The following is an 18,841-nucleotide window of genomic DNA, read 5'->3' on the forward strand; positions in this document are numbered from 1 at the left end:
GCCTGGGGTTTTTTCGTTCAGGGTTTGCGAATTTTGCGCGCGAGCGCGCAGAAGGCTTCGAGCGGGATCTGCTCGGCCCGGTCGGTGGGTTTGATACCGGCTGCGATCAGGCGGTCCTCGATATCTGGCGCTGCCCCTTTCAGTGAGGCCCGCAGCATTTTGCGGCGCTGATTGAAGGCTGTGGCAACCACGCGCGACAGGGTTGCGGCGTCAGCGGGATAGCGGGGTTCGGGCAGGGCAGTCAGGTGAACCACGGCGCTTGAGACCTTGGGCGGTGGAGTGAAGGCTCCGGGTGGCAGGGACATTGCAATGCGCGCTTCGGCCCGCCATTGGGCAAGGATGGCGAGGCGGCCATAGGCCTTGCTGCCGGGTTGGGCGACGATCCGCTCGGCCACTTCACGTTGAAACATAAGGGTCAGGCTCTGCCAGAAGGGCGGCCATTCGGGCGGGGCGAGCCAGCGGACCAGAAGCTCGGTCCCGACATTGTAGGGCAGGTTGGCGGCCACCCGGATCGGAGGCGTCAGATGGGCCAGCGGCTCGATTTCCAGCGCGTCGCCGTTGATCACTTCCAGCTGGCCCGGATAGGCGGTGGCGATGTCGTTCAGGGCGGCGATGCAGCGGGTGTCCTTTTCCACGGCCACGACCTTGCGCGCGCCTTCGGACAGAAGCCCGCGAGTCAGACCTCCGGGGCCTGGGCCGATTTCAAGGACATCGCATTGAGTCAGATCACCCGCCTGCCGCGCGATCTTGGCGGTCAAGTTGAGGTCGAGCAGGAAGTTCTGGCCCAGCGACTTGCGGGCCGAAAGCTGGTGAGTTGCGATAACCTCGCGCAGCGGGGGGAGGGAGTCGATGGCGCTCATGACTTTACCGTCGCGCGGGTTGCGGGGAGAGCGCCAGAGATTTTTTTGCCTCCGGCGGAGGTATTTGGGGCCAGATGAAGCATTAGCGGGACTGCGCCATTCGCTGGGCGAGTTTCAGGGCCTCGATCAGGCTGGTGGCGGTCGCGCTGCTTTGGCCCGCGATATCCAGAGCGGTGCCGTGATCCGGCGAGGTCCGGACGAAGGGCAGGCCCAAGGTTACGTTCACACCGCGGTCGAAATCCAGTGTCTTGATCGGGATCAGGGCCTGGTCGTGATACATCGCGATCGCGGCATCATATCGCGTGCGCGCCGCGGCGTGGAACATAGTGTCTGCCGGGTGGGGTCCGGTCACGGTGCAATCGACTGGATTGAGGTCTGCGATCAGTGGCGCGATCCAATCGAGTTCTTCCGTACCCATTTTCCCGCCTTCGCCCGCATGGGGGTTCAGCCCCGCGATGGCGATGCGAGGGTGGGGGATGCCGAATTGGGTGCGCAGGCCTTGGGCGGTGATCTCGATGGTTTCACGCAGCACTTCTGGGGTGAGTGCGCTTGGGACCTGGGAGAGCGGGATGTGGATGGTGGCCGGAACCACGCGGAGCTGTTCGCTGGCCAGCATCATTACCACGCGCGACCGGCCTGCCAACGCCGCAAGAAATTCGGTATGGCCGGGGAAGGCAAAACCCGCACCGTCGATCAGCGCCTTTTTGTGGATCGGCGCGGTACACAGTGCAGAGGCTGCGCCGGAACTCACCAGCTCAACACCCTTTTCAATAGAATCGATGACCGAAAGTGCGTTTGCTGGATCGGGGTGGCCGGGCATGTTCGGGGCGGGGAAGTCGAAATGCAGCACCGGGAGAGCCGAGGCGCTGGCCGGTGTGGCCTCTGACGGGTCGGCGATCCGGGTAATGGGTGTTCCATCGGGCAAATGTGATGCGTCGCCGATGTAGAAGAACGGACAGGTATCGCGCAGGGCTGCCCAAGCTTTGGCTGCGATTTCGGGTCCGATCCCGGCGGGCTCACCGCAGCTTAGTGCGATTGGGGCGATCATTGTTCGATGATGACAGCGTCGGCCCTCAGCTGTTCCAGCAGGCTGTTTGCAAGGGCCTGTAACCGCTGCTGGGTCAGTGCGTTTGCCACGTCCACACGGGTGGTGTCTTCGCCCAGGTTGCGGGTGCGATTGCACAGCATCAGGAACATCAGCGTCTGCCCGTTGTTGCGCGTCAGCGTGGCCGATGCCTCATTTGGATCAAGCTTGGCCAGCTCAAGCGCTACGTCGCGTGGAATCGCCGAGGGGCTTTGGGTAAGGCGTTCCAGCACGTCGGGCGATTGATCTTTGGCGATGCCGTAGAGGTCATCGCAAGTGTCGATCTCTTCCTTGAGCATTTCGGCTTTCGCAAGCGTTTCGGTGCTGCGGCCACCGGGAAGGTAGTAGATCGCGTAGTCGATCTCGGAATAGGTTGGGGCACCAGCGGCAACTTCGCGGATGCCGCGCATCTGGAACAGAGCAACGGCGTTCGGGAGCGACAGTGGGTCGGTGATCTCACCGTTTTTCAAGCCCAGAATGACGGGTTGCAGGGCCGGAGGCAGGTTGTTGAGCGACAGCCAATCCAGTCGCCCGCCATTCTCGCGTGTGGCAGCGGCAGAGTATTGCGTAGCAGCCGAAGAAAAGCTGTCTTGATCGGGAAGTTGTGAGATTTCATCGGCCAGGGCTTCAGCCTGCGCCAGGGTCTGCGGTGTTACCGGAATGATAATCTCGGACAACAGAACCTGCAGGCCGCCGCCGCCACCCTGACCCAGTGCACGGTTGATCTCATCTTCCGAGGGACGAGCCTGCGACAGAAAGCGGGTACTGACAAAGTCGCGCCAGGACAGTTGATCGGCAACAAAATCCCTGACGGTTTCCTTTGATACGCCCGCATCGTTGAGCAGCTGCAGAAACTCTTCGCTGCTGAGGTTGCCGCGCGAGGCGAATTCATCAATCCCGGTCTGGATATCTTCGGGCGCGGCTTCGATGCCGGCATCGCGCATCGCCTGTTTGCGCAGACGATCCTCGATCAGGGCTTCGCGGACTTCGCGCTCGGAACTGCCCGGAACGCCGAGCAGTTCGAGAAACTGCTGACGTTGTTGAAGTTCATACCAGGTGACGATGTCCTGATTGACCCGGATTGCAGGCGAGAACAGGCTTTGAGCCTGGACCTGTGGTGTGGCCATTGCAACAAGCGCGGCAGCTAGCACCGGCAGCACCGATCTGCGGCAGCCAGAGCGGAGAGATTTTGTGAAACCTGAGATCAACTGCATCTTCTCTTAAACTTCTGTCCATCGCCTTCGACGGAATACCCTGTCAGGGCAACGGTAAAGCCGAATTCTGTCGAAGGCTCAATACTTGATGTGGAGGTAAAGCGTCTGTTGACGTTCACATTTACCTGCACACACTCATTTTCGTAGGTCACGCCGAACCCAAGGCGGAGTGGTTCGGATTCGCTGAAATCATAGCGTGCGCTGGCAAGGGTTAGCCAATTTTGGTCTACGCGGTAGCGGCCACCGACCCGTAGTTCCGAGATTTCATCATTATTTGCTTCAGCAGGATCAGGTTCGAGCCAGATGTACCCGCCGGAGATTGCCGTATCTCCATTAGACCAGCCTGCACGAATTTCAGCTTTGGTAAAACTGAAATCGCTGTTTAAAAGCCCACGCGCGGCCAATGTCAGCCCCTTGCCGTTATTCAATTGCCCGGCAAGCAGAATGTCGGACTTGGTACCCTGCAGCCCCGATGTGAGCGTGAAATCCGGATCCGCATCGGACCGGAAGACCTGTCCGATTGTCGCCAGCGCCCGCCAGCCGTCAGCATTGTACCGAGACCAGTTCAGGCCCACAACGGCGGTTGCACCGTCTTCGCGGCGGTCGGGGGCCGGAAAGCGCGAAAGGGACAAAAGATTGCCCTGATCGAGTTCCTGAAAGGTACTTTCATCGTTGGGAACGTCATTGTTCGAAACATGCGTCCAACCAATTTGCGCGATTGGCTCAAGGATTTGTGTTGCACCGGACTGCTCGCGGCGCAGCATGGGGTAGCGCAGGGTAAAAGCTGCACGCGGGGTCGAGCGGGTTACATTGTTCGGAAACTCGCTGTCATTGCGGATATTGAACGTATCCACTGACGCGCCCACCAATGCCTCTGCACGTAATCCGGTCGCAAAGGTCCAGTTGCGCAGCCATTCCGCATCGAATGTTGCCCTGGCGACGTCGCGACCAATAATATCTTCGTCACTGGTTCGCGTGTGGGTGTGACCATCGAGGCTTAGTTCAACTTCACCCCCTAAGGTGCTGGGGAAGAATCGCTTTCGATAGTTGATGTCGAAGACACGCGATGGGATTTCATCCTGATTTTCGCTATCCCGAAGGGACTTGTAGTGGATGAAGCTGGTTCTGAACGCCGTATCACGCTTGATCCGCTCAAGTGCAATTTCGCTACGCAGGCGGTCAAAATCGGGCAAGCCGTAATCTGCCAGATACGAGTCATCCGAAGTTGTTTTGATATCGAATGTCAGCCGGTAGTCATTTCCAAGACCGAACCGGCCATCGGCGAAGAAATACCCCCGATCCTGACCGGGCTGCAGGTCGTCGCGTGTATAAGAGCCTCGCAGCCGAATGCGCCCGCGTTTGAATGCCTGCCGGTAACGAAACCCAAGTGTGCGGGTCTTGGACGACAGATACGGCGTCAGAGTCAGGTCCTTGTGATCTCCGATCTTGAAGAAATACGGCACCTGAACTCCAGTGCCCAGTTGCGAAGTGGTGCGGATCGACGGCACGAGAAAGCCGGTCGCCCGCTCAAGTGTTGGGTCGGGTAGGCGTAGCGTGGGAAAGTAGAAGACCGGGACATCGAGTATTCGGAACTGTGCGCCTTCGAAATAGAGCTGCCGTTCAAGCTGGTCATGGGTCACTTTCCGGGCGCGAATTTGCCAGATCGGGGGTCTGCCATTCGCGCAGACATGACATGAGGTTGCAGCGACCTTGCTGAATTGCGTATAGCGACCTGCCGCACGGGTGGCCTGGACTGAGGCGATCTGCACTTGCTGGTCAAAGACCATGCGCGCGCCCATCAGAAGTCCATTCTGTATCCCGCTGTCCAACTGCGCGGAATCGGCCAGCAATGTGCTGTTCCCGCCTTGATCGATCCGGATTGGGCCGGTCAGGGTCAGCTCGCCGGTTTCGCGATCATAGGTGACGCTTTGCGCTGTCAGTTTGACGTCGCCTTGGAAGGCCTCGACATTCCCCTCTGCGACCAGTTTGCGATCCGGGGTAATGAATATCTCATCGGCCACCAGTAGGGCGGGTTGATTCTGTTCAGTCGCGTCAGCCTCGCTGGCGGCACCTTCTGGTTCGGACTGTGCGGCAACTGCTGCAGGCAGCGAGAGGATCAGTGCGCTCGACAGCAACAAAGACAGGAGGGAGCGCATCAGCCATCCTCCGCATGGAGCAACAGGCCCAGAGACAGTAGAATGCCCGCAAAGGGTGGGGCCCAGGCCGAGACCAGAATAGGTAATTGCCCGTTTTCGCCAAGAATTTGGGCGAAATTCCGGATGAAGTAGATACCGAACCCCAGCAATACAGCGGTCAGCACGGCAACTCCGGTGCCGCCGAACCGGACATGGCGCATTGTGAAGGCGGCCCCGATCAGAACCATCGAAACCAGAAACAGGGGTCGCGCAAGTTGTACCTGCAGCCAGACCTCATATTGCTTGGTTGAAAATCCCGCCTCGCCCAGATCACGAATCAACTGTGGCAGATCATAGACCGAAACTGAATCCTTTTGCCCGAGAGTGTCCAGAATCCGGTCTCTGGTCAGCGTTGTGGGTAGGTTCAGGATCTCATGGCTGGTGGCATTTGCTTCGGGATTGAGATCGTCCTGAATGGGCCAGATTTTGGCCTGATGCAAGGTCCAGAATCCATCCTCCAGATCAGCTTGCTGGGCCGAGATTTGCTGGTTCGGCTTGCCGTCGGATGAGAACGTTGTGATGGTCACGTTCCGCAGGGCGAACCGGTCGCCGTTGACAGTGCCGGTTGCGTGAATCACCGACTGACCGTTGGCTGAGCTCTGGCGCAGCCACAACCCCTCGCGGCTGATGGACAGGGCTGAGCCACCCTGGTTGCGATAGCCATCGGACAAGCGTTGGAACTCTTCCGACGTCGCGGCCGCGATGGGATTCAGCAAAGTCACAGCAAGTGCGCCGATGGTCAGCGCAAGCAACACGGGCGCCAGCAGGGCTCGGATACCGGATCGCCCGATAGCGCGGGTCACCACCAGTTCGGAGCTGCGGGCGAGGCCGACAAACAGCGCGATCGTGGCCAGGATCATCAGCAGGGGCAACATCTCGCTGATCGCGGCCGGTGTGTTCAGCAACGTCAGTTGCAGCAACTGGCCAAAGGATAGGTCAACACCATCGAACCGCCGCACCTGTTCGATCAGATCGATCAGGATCATCAAGGTCAGAAAAATACCGCCGATTACAAGAAAGCTTTGAATAAAGCGGCGGGCAAAATAGCGGTCGAGGATCACTTGGGCATCCCCGTCAAACCCCGGCATCCAAGAATCACAATCGGGCATGGAATCATGCGCGACGGCCTGTAACTGCCGATTGGTGTCACGTTCTCTCCCCCGAGCCTGCCGTTATTTTCGCGCGACCATAATGCAATTGCCCGGCGGGGAAAACTGCTATCTGGTCAACGGTGGCTGCGCGGGCTAGGTCTTGGGCAACGCATTTTTCAGGAGAATGATATGAGCAGTCTTGTGCCCGTCCGATTCACCCCCTTTGACCTTGATGCGATAGCGCAAACCGAAGGGCGCGTGGCCATTCTCATTCCCGCCGATGGCAAGATGAGCCCCGCCGCGCGTCGAGCCAATCGCCTGACCAAAGGCGCGGTTGCGCGACTGGTCGAAAGCGAGCGGTTCAGCAAGGTCAAATCGGGTAATGTTATTTCGCTGGCCTGGCCTGCCGGAATGGTGGCCGAGGCGCTGGATATTCTGGTGTTGCCGCGCCGTCCCGACGCGGACGAGGCACGCAAGGCCGGGGCCAATCTGGCGAAAGCTGCAGCGGGCAAACCCGTGCTGGTCATGGCCGCCAATCACGCGCGTATCAAAGAACTGGCCTTGGGCATGGTGCTGCGGACCTATGATTTTGATGTCCACAAGACCAAGGAGGCCGATCCGGCAGGCGAGATCACCATCGGTCATTCTAAACCGGAAGAGGCCAAGGCCACATTTGCCCCGCTCTATGCCGTCGCAGACGGTGTGCGCATGACACGAGATCTGACAAATGAACCTGCAAACGTGCTGACGACAACTGAGTTCGCGGACCGGTTGGTCGAGATGGAATCGCTGGGCCTGAAGGTCGAGGTTCTGGAAGAGGACAAGCTGGAAGAACTGGGCATGCGCACGTTGCTGAGCGTCGGGCAGGGCTCGGTCAGCCCCTCGAAAGTTGTGGTGATGCAATGGGACGGCAGCGACAAGGATGACGCGCCACTGGCCTTGGTCGGTAAGGGCGTCGTGTTCGATACCGGCGGTATCTCGCTTAAGCCGGCCGGAGGCATGGAAGACATGACCATGGACATGGGCGGCGCGGGTGTTGTTGCCGGAACCATGCGAGCGTTGGCCAAGCGCAACGCCAAAGCCAATGTCGTGGGGCTGGTCGGGTTGGTCGAAAACATGCCCTCGGGCAATGCCTCTCGCCCGGGCGATGTGGTCACTTCGATGAAAGGCGACACTGTCGAGATCATCAACACCGATGCCGAGGGTCGTTTGGTTCTGTGTGACGTCATGTGGTACGCGCAGGATCGGTTCCAGCCGGTGGGCATGATCGATCTGGCCACTCTGACGGGCGCGGTCATCATTGGTCTTGGGCATGAGAATGCCGGTGTGTTTTCAAACAATGACACCTTCTGCGACGCCTTCCTGAAGTCGGCCAAGGCCGAGGACGAGGGCGCATGGCGGCTGCCCTTGGGTGAAGGCTACGACAAACAACTTAAATCGCGCATTGCGGATATGAAGAACGTGGGCGGGCGGCCCGCAGGTTCGATCACCGCAGCGCAGTTCCTGCAGCGTTTCGTCAAGGAAGAGACGCCGTGGATTCACTTGGATATCGCAGGTGTGGCCTCTGTCTCTTCCGAGACCGCTTATGCACCGAAAGGGGCCACGGGCTGGGGCGTCCGCGCGCTAAGCCGGTTCGTGCAGGATAATTTCGAGTAAGCGCATGGGTGCCGTCTATTTCTACCACCTGACCCGTCAGCCGTTGGAGCACACATTGCCTGTGCTGCTCGACAAGGCACGGCAGGCCGGATGGCGGATTGCCGTGCGGGGTGTCGACCCTGCGCGGATGGACTGGCTGGATGAGAAATTGTGGCTGGGACCTGAGGACGGGTTCCTGCCGCATGGCCGCGAAGGTGGCCCGCACGACGCGGCACAGCCCGTTCTGCTGACGACCGGCCAAGGGGCAGCAAATGACGCGACCTGTGTAATGGCTGTCGATGGGGCAACGGTTGAGGCGGAGGAAGTTTCGACCATGGAGCGTGTCTGCATTCTGTTCGACGGGAATGATCCGGAGGCGGTTCAACATGCGCGCGGGCAGTGGAAGGCTCTGACCGGGGCGGGGTGTTCGGCACAGTATTGGTCCGAGGAATCCGGACGATGGGAGAAAAAGGCCGAGGCTTGATCGGCCACAAATATATTTTAGGAGATTTCAAATGGATATGAAGCCTTTGGGCCGCACCGGGATCATGGTGTCGGATTTATGTCTTGGGACAATGACCTTTGGTACTCAGACCTCGGAAACTGAGGCGCACCGCCAGATGGACATGGCGCTTGCGGGTGGGATCAACTTTGTCGACGCGGCTGAGATGTATCCGGTGAACCCGATCTCGGCAGAGACGGTCGGGCGGACCGAAGAGATTCTTGGCAATTGGAATGCCGCCAATCCTTCGCGGCGCGGTGACTATGTGCTGGCCACGAAACACTCTGGTGAAGGGTTCGTGCATGCGCGCAATGGCGCCCCAATCTCGAAAGAGACCATACCTGAGGCGATAGAGGGTTCACTGCGTCGTCTACAGACTGACTGTATAGATCTCTATCAGTTCCACTGGCCAAATCGTGGCAGCTACATGTTCCGACAGAACTGGGACTATGCACCCTCGGGTCACAACCGGGACGAGATTATGGACGAGATGCGCGAAAGCCTGATCGCTCTGCAGGCGCAGGTGGACAAGGGCAATATCCGCGCCTTTGGTCTGTCGAATGAAAGCGCTTGGGGTACCGCTCAGTGGTTGCGGGCGTCGGATGAGGTTAGTGGACCTCGGGTCGCGTCGATCCAGAACGAATATTCTTTGCTCTGCCGGTTATTCGATACCGACCTGGCTGAATTGTGTCTTCTGGAAGATGTCGGGCTACTATCATTCTCACCGTTGGCGGCAGGTTTCCTGACTGGGAAATATCAAGGGGGTGCTGTTCCAGAAGGATCACGCATGGCGCTGGTGCCGAATATGGGCGGGCGCAAAACAGATCGCGTTTTTGATGCAGTGGCGGCTTATCTGGATGTCGCCGCGCGGCATGGGCTGGACCCGATCCACATGTCACTGGCGTGGTGTTGCAGCCGTCCGTTCATGGCCTCAACCATCTTTGGCGCGACAAATGTAGCGCAGCTAGAACATATTCTGGCGGGTAAGGATTTGAAGCTGTCGTCCGAAGTGATGGCCGAGATCAGTGCGGCGCATCGGGCGTTTCCGATGCCATATTGAAGGGATGGGGGCTCTGCCCCCGTCGCTTTTGGCGACACCCCCGAGGTATTTTAGGCCAGATGAAGTTGGATCGCGTCAGTGATGGGTGGGTTGCGTACGGTCTTGCCTGAGGTCGCGAGCCGTGAGGCCGTGGGCGGTTCGGAACGCGCGCGCGAAGCTGGATTGCGAGGCGAAGCCGGTGGCCAGCGCCACGTCCATCAGCGGCAGGTCGGTATCGGTAACCAGTCGGCGGGCCTCGGCCAGTCTGAGTTGCAGGTAATGATCCTGTGGAGTTGTATTCAGGCGCAGGCGGAACTGCTGCTGCAGGGTGCGCGTACTAGTGCCGAGTCTATCGGCGATGTGCGCAAGGGACAGGGGGTCGTCCAGTGAGGATTCCATCAATGAGTTGGCTTTGGCTGTGAGCGCGGTGTGACGGTGCGGCGCACCGGTGCGGCTTTGTGGTTTTGAGGGCTGAGACGCACCTTCATAGAGGAATAGCCCGGACACGCGGGCGGCAAAGCCCGCGCCATGACGTGCAGCAATAATATGGAGCATCATATCGATCGCCGGGACGGCGCCGCCGGAGGTCAGGCGTGTATCGGAGACGGTAAATCGGTCAGGGCGCACATCGACATTGGGAAAGCGCGCAGCGAAGTTCTCCAAATCCTCCCAATGGGTCGTCGCCGCGTGACCGTCGAGCAATCCAGCCTCAGCCAGTAACCAGGGGCCGCCATCTATCCCGGCGATTGTTGCACCGGTGGCCGCGATCCTGCGGAGCCCGGCGAGCAGGCTTGGCGTCGCATGACGGGCCAATTGGAATCCGGCAACTACGATCAACAGATCGCAGCCCTGCAACCGGGCCAGGGGAATGCCCTGCACATTCAGAGCGCTGGTCAGCAACGCGGGTTCTGCGGTTGCCGTGACGTAGTCCCAATCAAAAGCGGGCCGATCCGCTAGTCGGTTGGCAGCACGCATCGGATCGACGGCGGCCGCGAAGCTGAGTGTGTTGCATTCGTCCAGCACCAGCACCGCCGTTTTCAGGGCGCGATGTTCGGGCTGCAGTATGTTTTTTGCGGATTTCATCAAGTCTGATTCGCATTTTGCTAAGTGGTTCCCTCAAGGCTGCGTCAGAGTTGGCGTTGACGCAAATCGGAATCCGGGGAGAAGCCTGGGGAAAACCCACGGTAAAACCGGGTATAAGCTGGGGATAACGCCATGCCTTTGGAAATGAACCGCGAAGTCTTTATCACCTGTGCCGTCACCGGCTCGGGCGGGACACAGGATCGCAGCCCACATGTGCCGCGTTCGCCGAAGCAGATTGCCGATAGTGCAATTGCTGCAGCGAAAGCCGGTGCGGCCGTGGTGCACTGCCATGTGCGCGACCCCGAGACCGGTGCGCCTTCACGCGATCTGGCGCTGTACCGTGAAGTCACGGACCGCATTCGCGATGCCGAAGTAGACGCGGTTCTGAACCTGACGGCGGGCATGGGCGGAGACATGGTGTTCGGCGGGATCGAAAATCCGCTGCCTTTGGCAGAGGCCGGAACCGATCTGGTTGGTGCGACTGAACGTGTTGCACATGTAGCGGAGTGCTTGCCTGAAATCTGTACTCTGGATTGTGGCACGATGAACTTTGCCGAGGCCGATTATGTGATGACCAATACGCCCGGCGCCTTACGGGCGATGGGGCAGATGATGACCGATCTGGGCGTGAAGCCCGAGATCGAGGCCTTCGACACCGGCCATCTGTGGTTCGCCAAGCAGCTGGTGAAAGAGGGGGTTCTGGAACCGAACGCTCTGGTCCAGCTATGTATGGGGGTGCCGTGGGGGGCTCCGGATGATCTCAACACCTTTATGGCGATGGTGAACAATGTGCCGGAGGACTGGACGTTCAGCGCGTTTTCGCTGGGGCGCAATGAGATGGCGTATGTCGCGGCCTCGGTTCTGGCGGGCGGTAATGTGCGCGTCGGGCTGGAGGACAACCTGTGGCTGGAAAAGGGTGTTCTGGCCGAAAACTGGCAGTTGGTCGAGCGTGCAGGCAGCATCATCGAAAACATGGGCGCGCGGGTGATCGGGCCGCAGGAAGTACGTGAGAAGCTGGGGCTTACCAAGCGGGCTCCGGTTGCGAAGTAGTCGCGGATTGGGGGCCAGCCTCCAAACCCCCGAGATATTTTTGGCCAGATGAAGAGGCGGATCGTGGGCAAAGAACAGCAAGCAAAAGCAGCAGCAATCATCGGAGGCGGAGTGATCGGTGGCGGGTGGGCTGCCCGGTTCCTGCTGAACGGATGGGATGTTCGGGTATACGATCCCGACCCTGAAGCCGAGAGGAAGATCGGTGAGGTGTTAGATAACGCGCGTCGTTCTTTGCCGGGGTTGAGCGATGTACCTCTGCCTCTCGAAGGGACGCTGAGCTTTCATGACGATCTCAGTGAGGCAGTTCAGGGTGCGATCTGGATTCAGGAGAGCGTACCGGAAAGGCTCGATCTGAAGCTGAAGGTTTACAAAAGCCTGCAGGAGGCTTGTGATCCAGATGCAATCATCGGGTCCTCGACCAGCGGGTTCAAGCCCTCGGAGTTACAGGAAGGCGCGTTGCGACCCGAGCAGATCGTGGTGACCCACCCGTTCAACCCGGTCTACCTGCTACCACTGATCGAACTGGTTCCGACCGACAAGAATTCACCTGACTTGATCGCGCGGGCCAAAGATCTTTTGACTTCGGTGGGGTTCTTCCCGCTGCACATCAAGAAGGAAATCGACGCGCATATTGCTGACCGGTTCCTCGAGGCGGTGTGGCGCGAGGCGCTTTGGCTGGTGAAAGACGGCATCGCAACGACCGAAGAGATCGATGAATCCATCCGCATGGGTTTTGGTATCCGTTGGGCCCAGATGGGACTGTTCGAAACCTATCGCGTGGCCGGTGGAGAGGCCGGGATGCGGCATTTCATGGCTCAGTTCGGCCCGGCGCTGAAATGGCCCTGGACCAAGCTCATGGATGTGCCCGAGTTTACCGACGAACTGGTCGACTTGATTGCGGATCAGTCGGATGCGCAGTCTGGCAAGCACTCGATCCGCGAGTTGGAGCGTATCCGGGACAATAACCTCGTTGGTATGATGCGGGCGCTGAAGGCCCAGAACTATGGTGCAGGGGCGGTATTGAACCAGCATGATGCGGCCTTGAAGCCAGGAGCGCTGCCGACGCTGGACGAGGCGGATCTGAGCCAGCCGATCCTCACGCTGTCGCGCGCCGTTCCGCTGGATTGGACCGACTACAATGGCCACATGAATGAAGCTAAATATCTGGAGGCCTTTGCAGCAGCCACGGATCGTTTCATGGAAATCATTGGCTGCGATATGGAGTATATCGCGACAGGCGGCAGCTATTTCACTGCCGAAAATCACATCCGTTACATGCAGGAGACCCATGCGGGGTCGCGGATCGAATGCCGTACGCAGATGCTGTTAGGGCAGGGCAAGAAGCTGCATGTCTTCCACAGCATGTACGAGGGTGAAACGCTGTTGGCCACAGGCGAAAGCTTTCTTCTGCATGTCAGCCTTGAGACCCGACGCCCCAGCCGACCTTCACCCGAGATCGAGGCCGCGATGGCACGGGTTGCCGAGGCGCAGGCCGGGTTGCCTTATCCCGAAGGCGCGGGCGCGGCGATCCGCAAGCCCGCATGAGCAGCCGGGTCTTGATTACCGCAGGCGCCTCTGGCGTCGGCAGGGCCATGGCTGAAGCGTTTGATGCTGCCGGGGCTCAGGTCTGGGTTGCGGATGTTGATGCGGATGCGTTGGCGGATTGCCCGGCGCATTGGAAGCAAAGCCAGCTTGATGTGTCGGATGAGGATGCTGTCGCGGCTGTGTTTACTGACCTTGAGACCGAATGGGACGGGCTTGATGTGCTCTGTGCGAATGCGGGGATAGCGGGTCCCACCGCAGCAGTTGAGGACGTTTCCCTGACGGATTGGAGGTCATGCCTTTCCATCAATCTAGAGGGGTCATTTTTGTGCTCTAAATACGCTGCACCTCTGATGAAACAGCAGCGCAGCGGGGCGATCTTGATCACTTCATCGACTGCAGGCCAGTACGGATACCCCAACCGCGCGCCGTACGCGGCGGCCAAGTGGGGCATGGTGGGATTGGGCAAGACGCTGGCGATGGAGCTTGGGCCGCACGGTATCCGCTGCAATGTGATCTGCCCGGGTTCGGTTGAAGGACCACGCATGGAGGGCGTGTTACAGCGCGAGGCCGATGCCAAGGGCATGACCCGGGATCAGGTTTACGACGGCTATGCCTCGGGCACGTCCATGGGCCGCTTTGTAGAGGCGCAGGACATAGCGAACATGGCTGTATTCCTGGCTTCAGATGCAGCGAGGCTGGTGTCGGGTCAGGTAATCGCGGTGGATGGCCATACGGTCAATCCTGACCCGAAACTGTGAATCAGCCCTGATTTGGCCCCCGAATCTGGCGGATGGCGCTGCGGACGGCTTGCCAGTCCTGCGCCTCCTGCTGATTTCCGGCGGCTTCACATTCGCGCATTTTCTGCGCAGCTTCGGCTTCGGCCCGATCGCCATGGGCCGTATAAAGGGCACGTGCGTATTCAGCGGTTTTGAGTGCGTCCATTCCCGTCATCCTCCATCTCAGATCGGAATGTCTGTAGTTTCGCGCCAAGTGACTATACTACAGCTTTCAGCCCAGGTCATGTCTGAGAGATTTCTGAGCGCAATTGCTGCAGATGGTCCGGGAAATCACGCGCGGTCATATCCGCCTCTCGAACCAGCCGGTCGAAATGGAGCGTAAAGACCTCAATCCGGTCGCGGTCTCGGAAAGCCATGTAGTGGCTTCCGGCATAGAACACGCAAAGAAGTGGGCCGAATATCGTGACGGGGGCAGAGTAAAGACGTTTTGCATCAAATAGATAGATGCGCAGACGTGGATAAAGCTGCTCGCACACCGACAGCAGGTGATCGATCTGATCCAACCGGACCTGAAGCGGTAGTCCCTCGTAGTAACCGGTGGCATAGGCAAAGCTGTGAAGCTCGTACAACGGCATGGCAATCTCATAATCGGACTGGGCGCTGCGCATCCATGCCAGCCGGTCTGCCGAGGCGCCAATGGCTTGATCTGCAGTACGGCCGAGATGCGGAGCGTATTCCCATTCAAGCACGGCGCGGGTCTTGAGCATGTCGGGCAGGGTAGCCGGAACGTAGCGTATCTTGTAGCCGGCGGCCTCTTGATGCCATTCAAAAATGCGCTCATCAACCAATGCCCGGGCGGCCTCGGTTAGGGTGAGGGAACTGGCCAATAGTTCTGCCGCGCTTTCGGGTCGGTTGGAAAGCCCAAGAAGCCAGTCGGCGGAAACCCCAAGCGCCGAGGCGCAGCTGCCGACGACATGAGCATTCGGAAGGCGTGCCCCCGCCCCGGTCAGCAATTGCGAAACGGTAGATCGGTCAACCCCGATGCTGCGTGCCAGGGCGCTTTGGCTGACATCTCGATCCTGCATCGCTCGGGCCAGGCGCTGGCGAAAATGCAGGGCGCGATCCCGTTTGTCGATTTTATCAATCATGTGGTGATTAATATCACCTTTGGTGAGAATTGTTAATCATATTCAGAATTCACGACCCTTGGGTCTGTCTGTAACGCTGGTGTTACAAAAATAAGAATGGGGTCTGGAATGGAAACACGACGCAGGTCGGTCGTGAAGGCGCTGGTGTGGAATGCGATGGGGCTGGCGATGATGACGCTGGTTGGTTTGATCGCCACGGGTTCAGCAGCACTTGGAGGGATGGTTGCTCTGGTCAACACAGCCATTGGCTTGACCATGTATGTAATTTACGAGCGTATCTGGGCCGGAATCACGTGGGGCCGCAATGGCTGAGCCGGTCACACCCAAATCACCTGAATGGGCGACATTTGCCCTGATCATCGCGTGCTATTTAGCCTGGATTGGTGCGATTTTCTGGTTGGCAGGCATATCGCTTTGGCTTGCGATCCCGTTCATGGGGCTGGTGGCTGCGCTGCATTCCTCGCTGACCCATGAGGCTTTGCACGGGCATCCCTTTCGCCAGAAGTGGCTGAATGAGACGCTGATGGCGCTGCCACTGACTTTGTTCATTCCCTACAATCGGTTTCGGGACCTGCATCTGGCGCATCACTGTGACGCGAACCTAACCGATCCCTATGATGACCCTGAGACCAACTATCTCGACCCGCAGGTCTGGGCGTCTCTGGCTCGATGGCAAAGACGGATGTATCAAGTGAACAATACTTTGCTGGGGCGGATGGTTCTGGGGCCTGCGATCGGGCAGGTTGCGTTCTTGCGGGATGAACTGCGTGGTGCACTTCGCGGAGATCGGGCGATTTTGTTGGCATGGGCGCTGCATATGCCCGGCGTTGTCGCGGTTCTTTGGATCGTCGCGCTTTCGCAAATGCCGATCTGGGCCTTCGCCCTTTCAGCATATATCGGGTTGGGTTTGGTCAAGATCCGCACATTCCTGGAACACCGCGCGCATGAGAAATCGCGCGCGCGCACAGTGATCGTAGAAGACCGTGGCATCCTTGCATTTCTGTTTTTGAACAATAACTTGCACGTCGTTCATCATATGAACCCATCAGCACCTTGGTACCGATTGCCTGCACTCTACCGCACGGGCAAGGAAAGATACTTAGCCTGTAACGAGGCTTATGTCTACCGTTCGTACGGGCAGATATTCCGAGAGTATTTCTGGCGCGCCAAGGATCCGGTGGCGCATCCGCTCTGGCCAAAGCCTTGATTTAACGACAGAAGGGAAGCCATGAGTTTATGGATTCCCGTCACCATCGCGGCCGCATCGTTCCAGACGGTGCGGTTCATGCTGCAGAAATCCCTGAGCAGCGTGAAGCTTTCGGCTGCCGGGGCGACATTTGCACGATTCGCCTATTCCATGCCATTGGCCTTGCTGGGGCTTTTCATTGCTTTGGGCGCGACAGGGTACGAACTGCCAGCGCTGACGGCGAAGTTCTGGATATTTGCTGTCATTGGCGGGACCACACAGATTTTGGCCACGATCTGCGTTGTGGCATTGTTCAAGCAGCGCAACTTTGCGGTAGGGATTACGTTTAAGAAAACTGAGGTGATTCAAACCGCTATTGTGGGGTTCCTTGTCCTCGGCGATCAGGTCTCTACCGGGGCGCTGGGGGCAATTCTGCTTGGGTTGCTGGCCGTCCTGTTATTGTCAAAAACGCCCGGAGGCAGCGGCGCTTGGTGGCAACATCTGACAAACAAAGCCTCGCGTCTTGGACTGGGGTCAGGCGTGTTATTCGCATTCTCCTCGGTCAGCTATCGCGGCGCCTCTTTGCAATTGGGCGACATCGATGCGTGGTTCCGGGCACTTGTGACACTTGCCGTCGTGGTAACGTTTCAGTTTCTCAGCATGTGGCTGTGGCTGCTTTGGCGAGACAGGGCCGAGCTGCGCGCGGTGTGGGAGACTCGCCGGACCGGTGTTTTTGTCGGCCTGACCAGCCTCTGTGGTTCGTTTTGCTGGTTCTTCGCCTTCACGTTGCAGAACGCAGCCTATGTAAAGGCCTTGGGTCAGATCGAACTGATCCTCAGCCTGTTCGCATCGCTGCTGTTTTTCCGTGAAACCATCACCCGGCGCGAGATCGCCGGGATGACGTTGCTTGGCTTGTCGATACTGGCGCTTGTGCTGACAATCTAGCCTGCGCGACGCTCATCAAAGCTGAGGGCGATAAAGCTGGGGAGGTGATCCCCCATGCCTACAACTGCTGGCCCGCCATCGTCGCGACGCCCTCGACCACGGGTTTTGGGCTCTCGCTCTTTGCGGCTCTCGCTCTTTTTGTTGTCCGACGCTTTGGCCTTCTTCTCTGGCTTTGGCGCCTCGGGCTTGGGTTCATCGGCCTTGACCGGATTGTCGATGCGCGGAATGTCCTTCTGGATCAGGCTCTCGATCGCGGCCAGCGCCTTTTCATCGCGGCCCGAGCAGATCGTGATTGCCTTGCCTTCGCGCCCGGCACGGCCCGTGCGGCCGATGCGGTGGACATAATCTTCGGCATGGCCGGGAACATCGAAGTTGAACACGTGGCTGACCGAGGGGATATCCAGACCCCGTGCAGCAACGTCCGAAGCCACCAGCAGCCGCAGTGATCCATCGCGGAATCCGTCCAGTGTTTTCATCCGCTGCGACTGATCCAGATCGCCATGGATCGCGGCGGCGTTATAGCCGTATTTCTTCAGCGACTTGGCGCAGATATCTACATCGGTCTTGCGATTGCAGAAGATGATGGCATTGGTGCATTTGTCACCCTCGGCATCGATCAATGCGCGCAGGGTCTTGCGTTTCTGGCTGGCCTCACGATCCCGGCGACCACCTTTGAACATCACCACGCCTTGTTCGATGGTTTCCGAAGCGGTGGCCTGACGCGCAACTTCGACCCGGGTGGGGGCCGACAGGAAAGTATCGGTGATCCGTTCGATCTCGGGCGCCATGGTGGCCGAGAAGAACAGCGTCTGGCGGGTGAATGGCGTCAGCGAGAAGATGCGCTCGATATCAGGAATGAAGCCCATGTCGAGCATCCGGTCAGCTTCGTCCACCACCATGATCTGAACGCCTGTCAGAAGCAGCTTCCCACGTTCGAAATGATCCAGCAGACGGCCCGGAGTGGCAATCAGCACGTCAACACCGCGGTCAATCAGAGCATCCTGTTCCTTGAAGGAAACGCCACCGATCAACAGTGCTTTGGTCAGCTTGAGGTGCTTGGCGTAGGTATCGAAATTCTCGGCCACCTGCGCTGCCAGTTCCCGCGTCGGGCACAAGACCAGCGAGCGTGGCATACGTGCGCGGGCGCGCCCACGGGCCAGCAATGTGATCATCGGCAGGGTGAAGCTGGCGGTTTTGCCGGTGCCGGTTTGGGCGATCCCCAGAACATCGCGCCCTTCCAGCGCGGCTGGAATTGCGCCTTCCTGGATCGGGGTCGGAGTTTCGTATCCGGCTTCCTCGATTGCTTTGAGGACCTTCGGGTTCAGGTTCAGTTCGTTAAACTTTGTCATGTATGTCCGGTTCAAGCGGACACTAGACCTGGCCCGCGCGTCTGAAAATGCCGGGCCCGGATGGCCATGCGCCCCATGCGCGTTTCGGCTGTGGCGCGGGCATAACAAAAACGTGGGGCAGGGTCAAATGAAGTCGGTTTAATCCGTGGCAAATCTGCCGGTAACAAGGATTTCCGCA

At 58.9% G+C, this 18,841-nt stretch carries 18 protein-coding genes; 9 read left to right on the forward strand and 9 right to left on the reverse strand.

Annotation, left to right across the window (positions count from 1 at the left end; genetic code table 11):
• Nucleotides 1-17: 17 nt before the first annotated feature.
• The 5 genes from rsmA to lptG all read right to left on the reverse strand — a co-directional run bounded on the left by rsmA (nt 18) and on the right by lptG (nt 6,414).
• Nucleotides 18-860, reverse strand: coding sequence for a 16S rRNA (adenine(1518)-N(6)/adenine(1519)-N(6))-dimethyltransferase RsmA (gene rsmA, locus ACR0NM_RS04205; protein WP_480613361.1), 843 nt, complete (start codon nt 858-860; stop codon nt 18-20).
• A gap of 82 nt (nt 861-942) precedes the next feature.
• A complete protein-coding gene (gene pdxA / locus ACR0NM_RS04210) occupies nt 943-1,908 on the reverse strand; it encodes a 4-hydroxythreonine-4-phosphate dehydrogenase PdxA (protein ID WP_170610978.1) in 966 nt (321 codons plus the stop codon).
• Nucleotides 1,905-3,158: a peptidylprolyl isomerase gene (locus tag ACR0NM_RS04215; protein ID WP_170817852.1), complete on the reverse strand. Its 1,254-nt coding sequence runs from the start codon at nt 3,156-3,158 to the stop codon at nt 1,905-1,907. The genes pdxA and ACR0NM_RS04215 overlap by 4 nt, the downstream gene beginning before the upstream one ends.
• Nucleotides 3,149-5,314 (reverse strand): LPS-assembly protein LptD, encoded by a 2,166-nt coding sequence (locus ACR0NM_RS04220; protein WP_480613364.1) that lies wholly within the window; start codon nt 5,312-5,314, stop codon nt 3,149-3,151. Before ACR0NM_RS04220 ends, ACR0NM_RS04215 begins: the two co-directional genes overlap by 10 nt.
• Nucleotides 5,314-6,414 carry an LPS export ABC transporter permease LptG gene (gene lptG, locus ACR0NM_RS04225; RefSeq protein ID WP_223118273.1) on the reverse strand — a complete coding sequence of 367 codons (1,101 nt, stop codon included), beginning with the start codon at nt 6,412-6,414 and terminating at the stop codon, nt 5,314-5,316. Before lptG ends, ACR0NM_RS04220 begins: the two co-directional genes overlap by 1 nt.
• 219 nt (nt 6,415-6,633) lie before the next feature.
• Here lptG and ACR0NM_RS04230 point away from each other — a divergent pair, with 219 nt between their 5' ends.
• From ACR0NM_RS04230 to ACR0NM_RS04240, 3 genes are read left to right on the forward strand one after another with little or no spacing between them, the layout of a single operon-like run.
• Nucleotides 6,634-8,100 (forward strand): leucyl aminopeptidase, encoded by a 1,467-nt coding sequence (locus ACR0NM_RS04230; protein WP_480613366.1) that lies wholly within the window; start codon nt 6,634-6,636, stop codon nt 8,098-8,100.
• 4 nt (nt 8,101-8,104) lie between these two features.
• Nucleotides 8,105-8,563, forward strand: coding sequence for a DNA polymerase III subunit chi (locus ACR0NM_RS04235; RefSeq protein ID WP_170509541.1), 459 nt, complete (start codon nt 8,105-8,107; stop codon nt 8,561-8,563).
• Nucleotides 8,564-8,594: 31 nt separating this feature from the next.
• A complete protein-coding gene (locus tag ACR0NM_RS04240) occupies nt 8,595-9,641 on the forward strand; it encodes an aldo/keto reductase (RefSeq protein WP_480436753.1) in 1,047 nt (348 codons plus the stop codon).
• Nucleotides 9,642-9,716: 75 nt separating this feature from the next.
• Here ACR0NM_RS04240 and ACR0NM_RS04245 read toward each other — a convergent pair whose 3' ends face one another.
• Nucleotides 9,717-10,703 carry a GlxA family transcriptional regulator gene (locus ACR0NM_RS04245; protein ID WP_170396763.1) on the reverse strand — a complete coding sequence of 329 codons (987 nt, stop codon included), beginning with the start codon at nt 10,701-10,703 and terminating at the stop codon, nt 9,717-9,719.
• A gap of 132 nt (nt 10,704-10,835) precedes the next feature.
• Here ACR0NM_RS04245 and bcoG point away from each other — a divergent pair, with 132 nt between their 5' ends.
• The 3 genes from bcoG (at nt 10,836) to ACR0NM_RS04260 (ending at nt 14,056) form a co-directional block, all read left to right on the forward strand.
• Entirely contained in the window at nt 10,836-11,753 is a 918-nt protein-coding gene (gene bcoG, locus ACR0NM_RS04250) for a 3-dehydrocarnitine:acetyl-CoA trimethylamine transferase BcoG (RefSeq protein ID WP_170509547.1), read from the forward strand.
• Between the two features lie 63 nt (nt 11,754-11,816).
• Nucleotides 11,817-13,298, forward strand: a complete 1,482-nt coding sequence (locus ACR0NM_RS04255; protein WP_480613369.1) for a carnitine 3-dehydrogenase — start codon at nt 11,817-11,819, stop codon at nt 13,296-13,298.
• Nucleotides 13,295-14,056, forward strand: a complete 762-nt coding sequence (locus ACR0NM_RS04260) for an SDR family oxidoreductase (RefSeq protein ID WP_480613371.1) — start codon at nt 13,295-13,297, stop codon at nt 14,054-14,056. The genes ACR0NM_RS04255 and ACR0NM_RS04260 overlap by 4 nt, the downstream gene beginning before the upstream one ends.
• Before the next feature lies 1 nt (nt 14,057).
• Here the strand turns inward: ACR0NM_RS04260 and ACR0NM_RS04265 are convergent, their stop codons facing one another.
• Both ACR0NM_RS04265 and ACR0NM_RS04270 read right to left on the reverse strand, forming a co-directional pair.
• Entirely contained in the window at nt 14,058-14,240 is a 183-nt protein-coding gene (locus ACR0NM_RS04265) for a hypothetical protein (RefSeq protein ID WP_170396771.1), read from the reverse strand.
• Nucleotides 14,241-14,316: 76 nt separating this feature from the next.
• Nucleotides 14,317-15,183, reverse strand: a complete 867-nt coding sequence (locus ACR0NM_RS04270) for a helix-turn-helix domain-containing protein (RefSeq protein ID WP_480613373.1) — start codon at nt 15,181-15,183, stop codon at nt 14,317-14,319.
• Between the two features lie 108 nt (nt 15,184-15,291).
• On the opposite strand from ACR0NM_RS04270, the gene ACR0NM_RS04275 reads away from it, so the two are divergent.
• Genes ACR0NM_RS04275 through ACR0NM_RS04285 form a run of 3 tightly spaced genes read left to right on the forward strand, consistent with a single transcriptional unit; the run spans nt 15,292 to nt 17,314 of the window.
• A complete protein-coding gene (locus ACR0NM_RS04275) occupies nt 15,292-15,495 on the forward strand; it encodes a DUF2061 domain-containing protein (protein WP_170396775.1) in 204 nt (67 codons plus the stop codon).
• A complete protein-coding gene (locus ACR0NM_RS04280) occupies nt 15,488-16,390 on the forward strand; it encodes a fatty acid desaturase (RefSeq protein ID WP_480613375.1) in 903 nt (300 codons plus the stop codon). The genes ACR0NM_RS04275 and ACR0NM_RS04280 overlap by 8 nt, the downstream gene beginning before the upstream one ends.
• A 21-nt stretch (nt 16,391-16,411) precedes the next feature.
• Nucleotides 16,412-17,314, forward strand: a complete 903-nt coding sequence (locus ACR0NM_RS04285) for a DMT family transporter (protein WP_170396780.1) — start codon at nt 16,412-16,414, stop codon at nt 17,312-17,314.
• Here ACR0NM_RS04285 and ACR0NM_RS04290 read toward each other — a convergent pair.
• Nucleotides 17,311-18,663: a DEAD/DEAH box helicase gene (locus ACR0NM_RS04290; RefSeq protein WP_170396782.1), complete on the reverse strand. Its 1,353-nt coding sequence runs from the start codon at nt 18,661-18,663 to the stop codon at nt 17,311-17,313. The genes ACR0NM_RS04285 and ACR0NM_RS04290 overlap by 4 nt on opposite strands.
• Nucleotides 18,664-18,841 lie beyond the last annotated feature (178 nt).

This window comes from Ruegeria sp. AF2 (genome assembly GCF_056542025.1).

What these genes read in the sequence shown, in the direction of transcription:
- rsmA (WP_480613361.1), bottom strand. Translation starts at nt 860, where the DNA reads ATGAGCGCCATCGACTCCCTCCCCCCGCTGCGCGAGGTTATCGCAACT.
- pdxA (WP_170610978.1), bottom strand. Translation starts at nt 1,908, where the DNA reads ATGATCGCCCCAATCGCACTAAGCTGCGGTGAGCCCGCCGGGATCGGA.
- ACR0NM_RS04215 (WP_170817852.1), bottom strand. Translation starts at nt 3,158, where the DNA reads ATGCAGTTGATCTCAGGTTTCACAAAATCTCTCCGCTCTGGCTGCCGC.
- ACR0NM_RS04220 (WP_480613364.1), bottom strand. Translation starts at nt 5,314, where the DNA reads ATGCGCTCCCTCCTGTCTTTGTTGCTGTCGAGCGCACTGATCCTCTCG.
- ACR0NM_RS04230 (WP_480613366.1), top strand. Translation starts at nt 6,634, where the DNA reads ATGAGCAGTCTTGTGCCCGTCCGATTCACCCCCTTTGACCTTGATGCG.
- ACR0NM_RS04235 (WP_170509541.1), top strand. Translation starts at nt 8,105, where the DNA reads ATGGGTGCCGTCTATTTCTACCACCTGACCCGTCAGCCGTTGGAGCAC.
- ACR0NM_RS04240 (WP_480436753.1), top strand. Translation starts at nt 8,595, where the DNA reads ATGGATATGAAGCCTTTGGGCCGCACCGGGATCATGGTGTCGGATTTA.
- ACR0NM_RS04245 (WP_170396763.1), bottom strand. Translation starts at nt 10,703, where the DNA reads ATGAAATCCGCAAAAAACATACTGCAGCCCGAACATCGCGCCCTGAAA.
- bcoG (WP_170509547.1), top strand. Translation starts at nt 10,836, where the DNA reads ATGCCTTTGGAAATGAACCGCGAAGTCTTTATCACCTGTGCCGTCACC.
- ACR0NM_RS04260 (WP_480613371.1), top strand. Translation starts at nt 13,295, where the DNA reads ATGAGCAGCCGGGTCTTGATTACCGCAGGCGCCTCTGGCGTCGGCAGG.
- ACR0NM_RS04265 (WP_170396771.1), bottom strand. Translation starts at nt 14,240, where the DNA reads ATGGACGCACTCAAAACCGCTGAATACGCACGTGCCCTTTATACGGCC.
- ACR0NM_RS04270 (WP_480613373.1), bottom strand. Translation starts at nt 15,183, where the DNA reads ATGATTGATAAAATCGACAAACGGGATCGCGCCCTGCATTTTCGCCAG.
- ACR0NM_RS04275 (WP_170396775.1), top strand. Translation starts at nt 15,292, where the DNA reads ATGGAAACACGACGCAGGTCGGTCGTGAAGGCGCTGGTGTGGAATGCG.
- ACR0NM_RS04280 (WP_480613375.1), top strand. Translation starts at nt 15,488, where the DNA reads ATGGCTGAGCCGGTCACACCCAAATCACCTGAATGGGCGACATTTGCC.
- ACR0NM_RS04285 (WP_170396780.1), top strand. Translation starts at nt 16,412, where the DNA reads ATGAGTTTATGGATTCCCGTCACCATCGCGGCCGCATCGTTCCAGACG.
- ACR0NM_RS04290 (WP_170396782.1), bottom strand. Translation starts at nt 18,663, where the DNA reads ATGACAAAGTTTAACGAACTGAACCTGAACCCGAAGGTCCTCAAAGCA.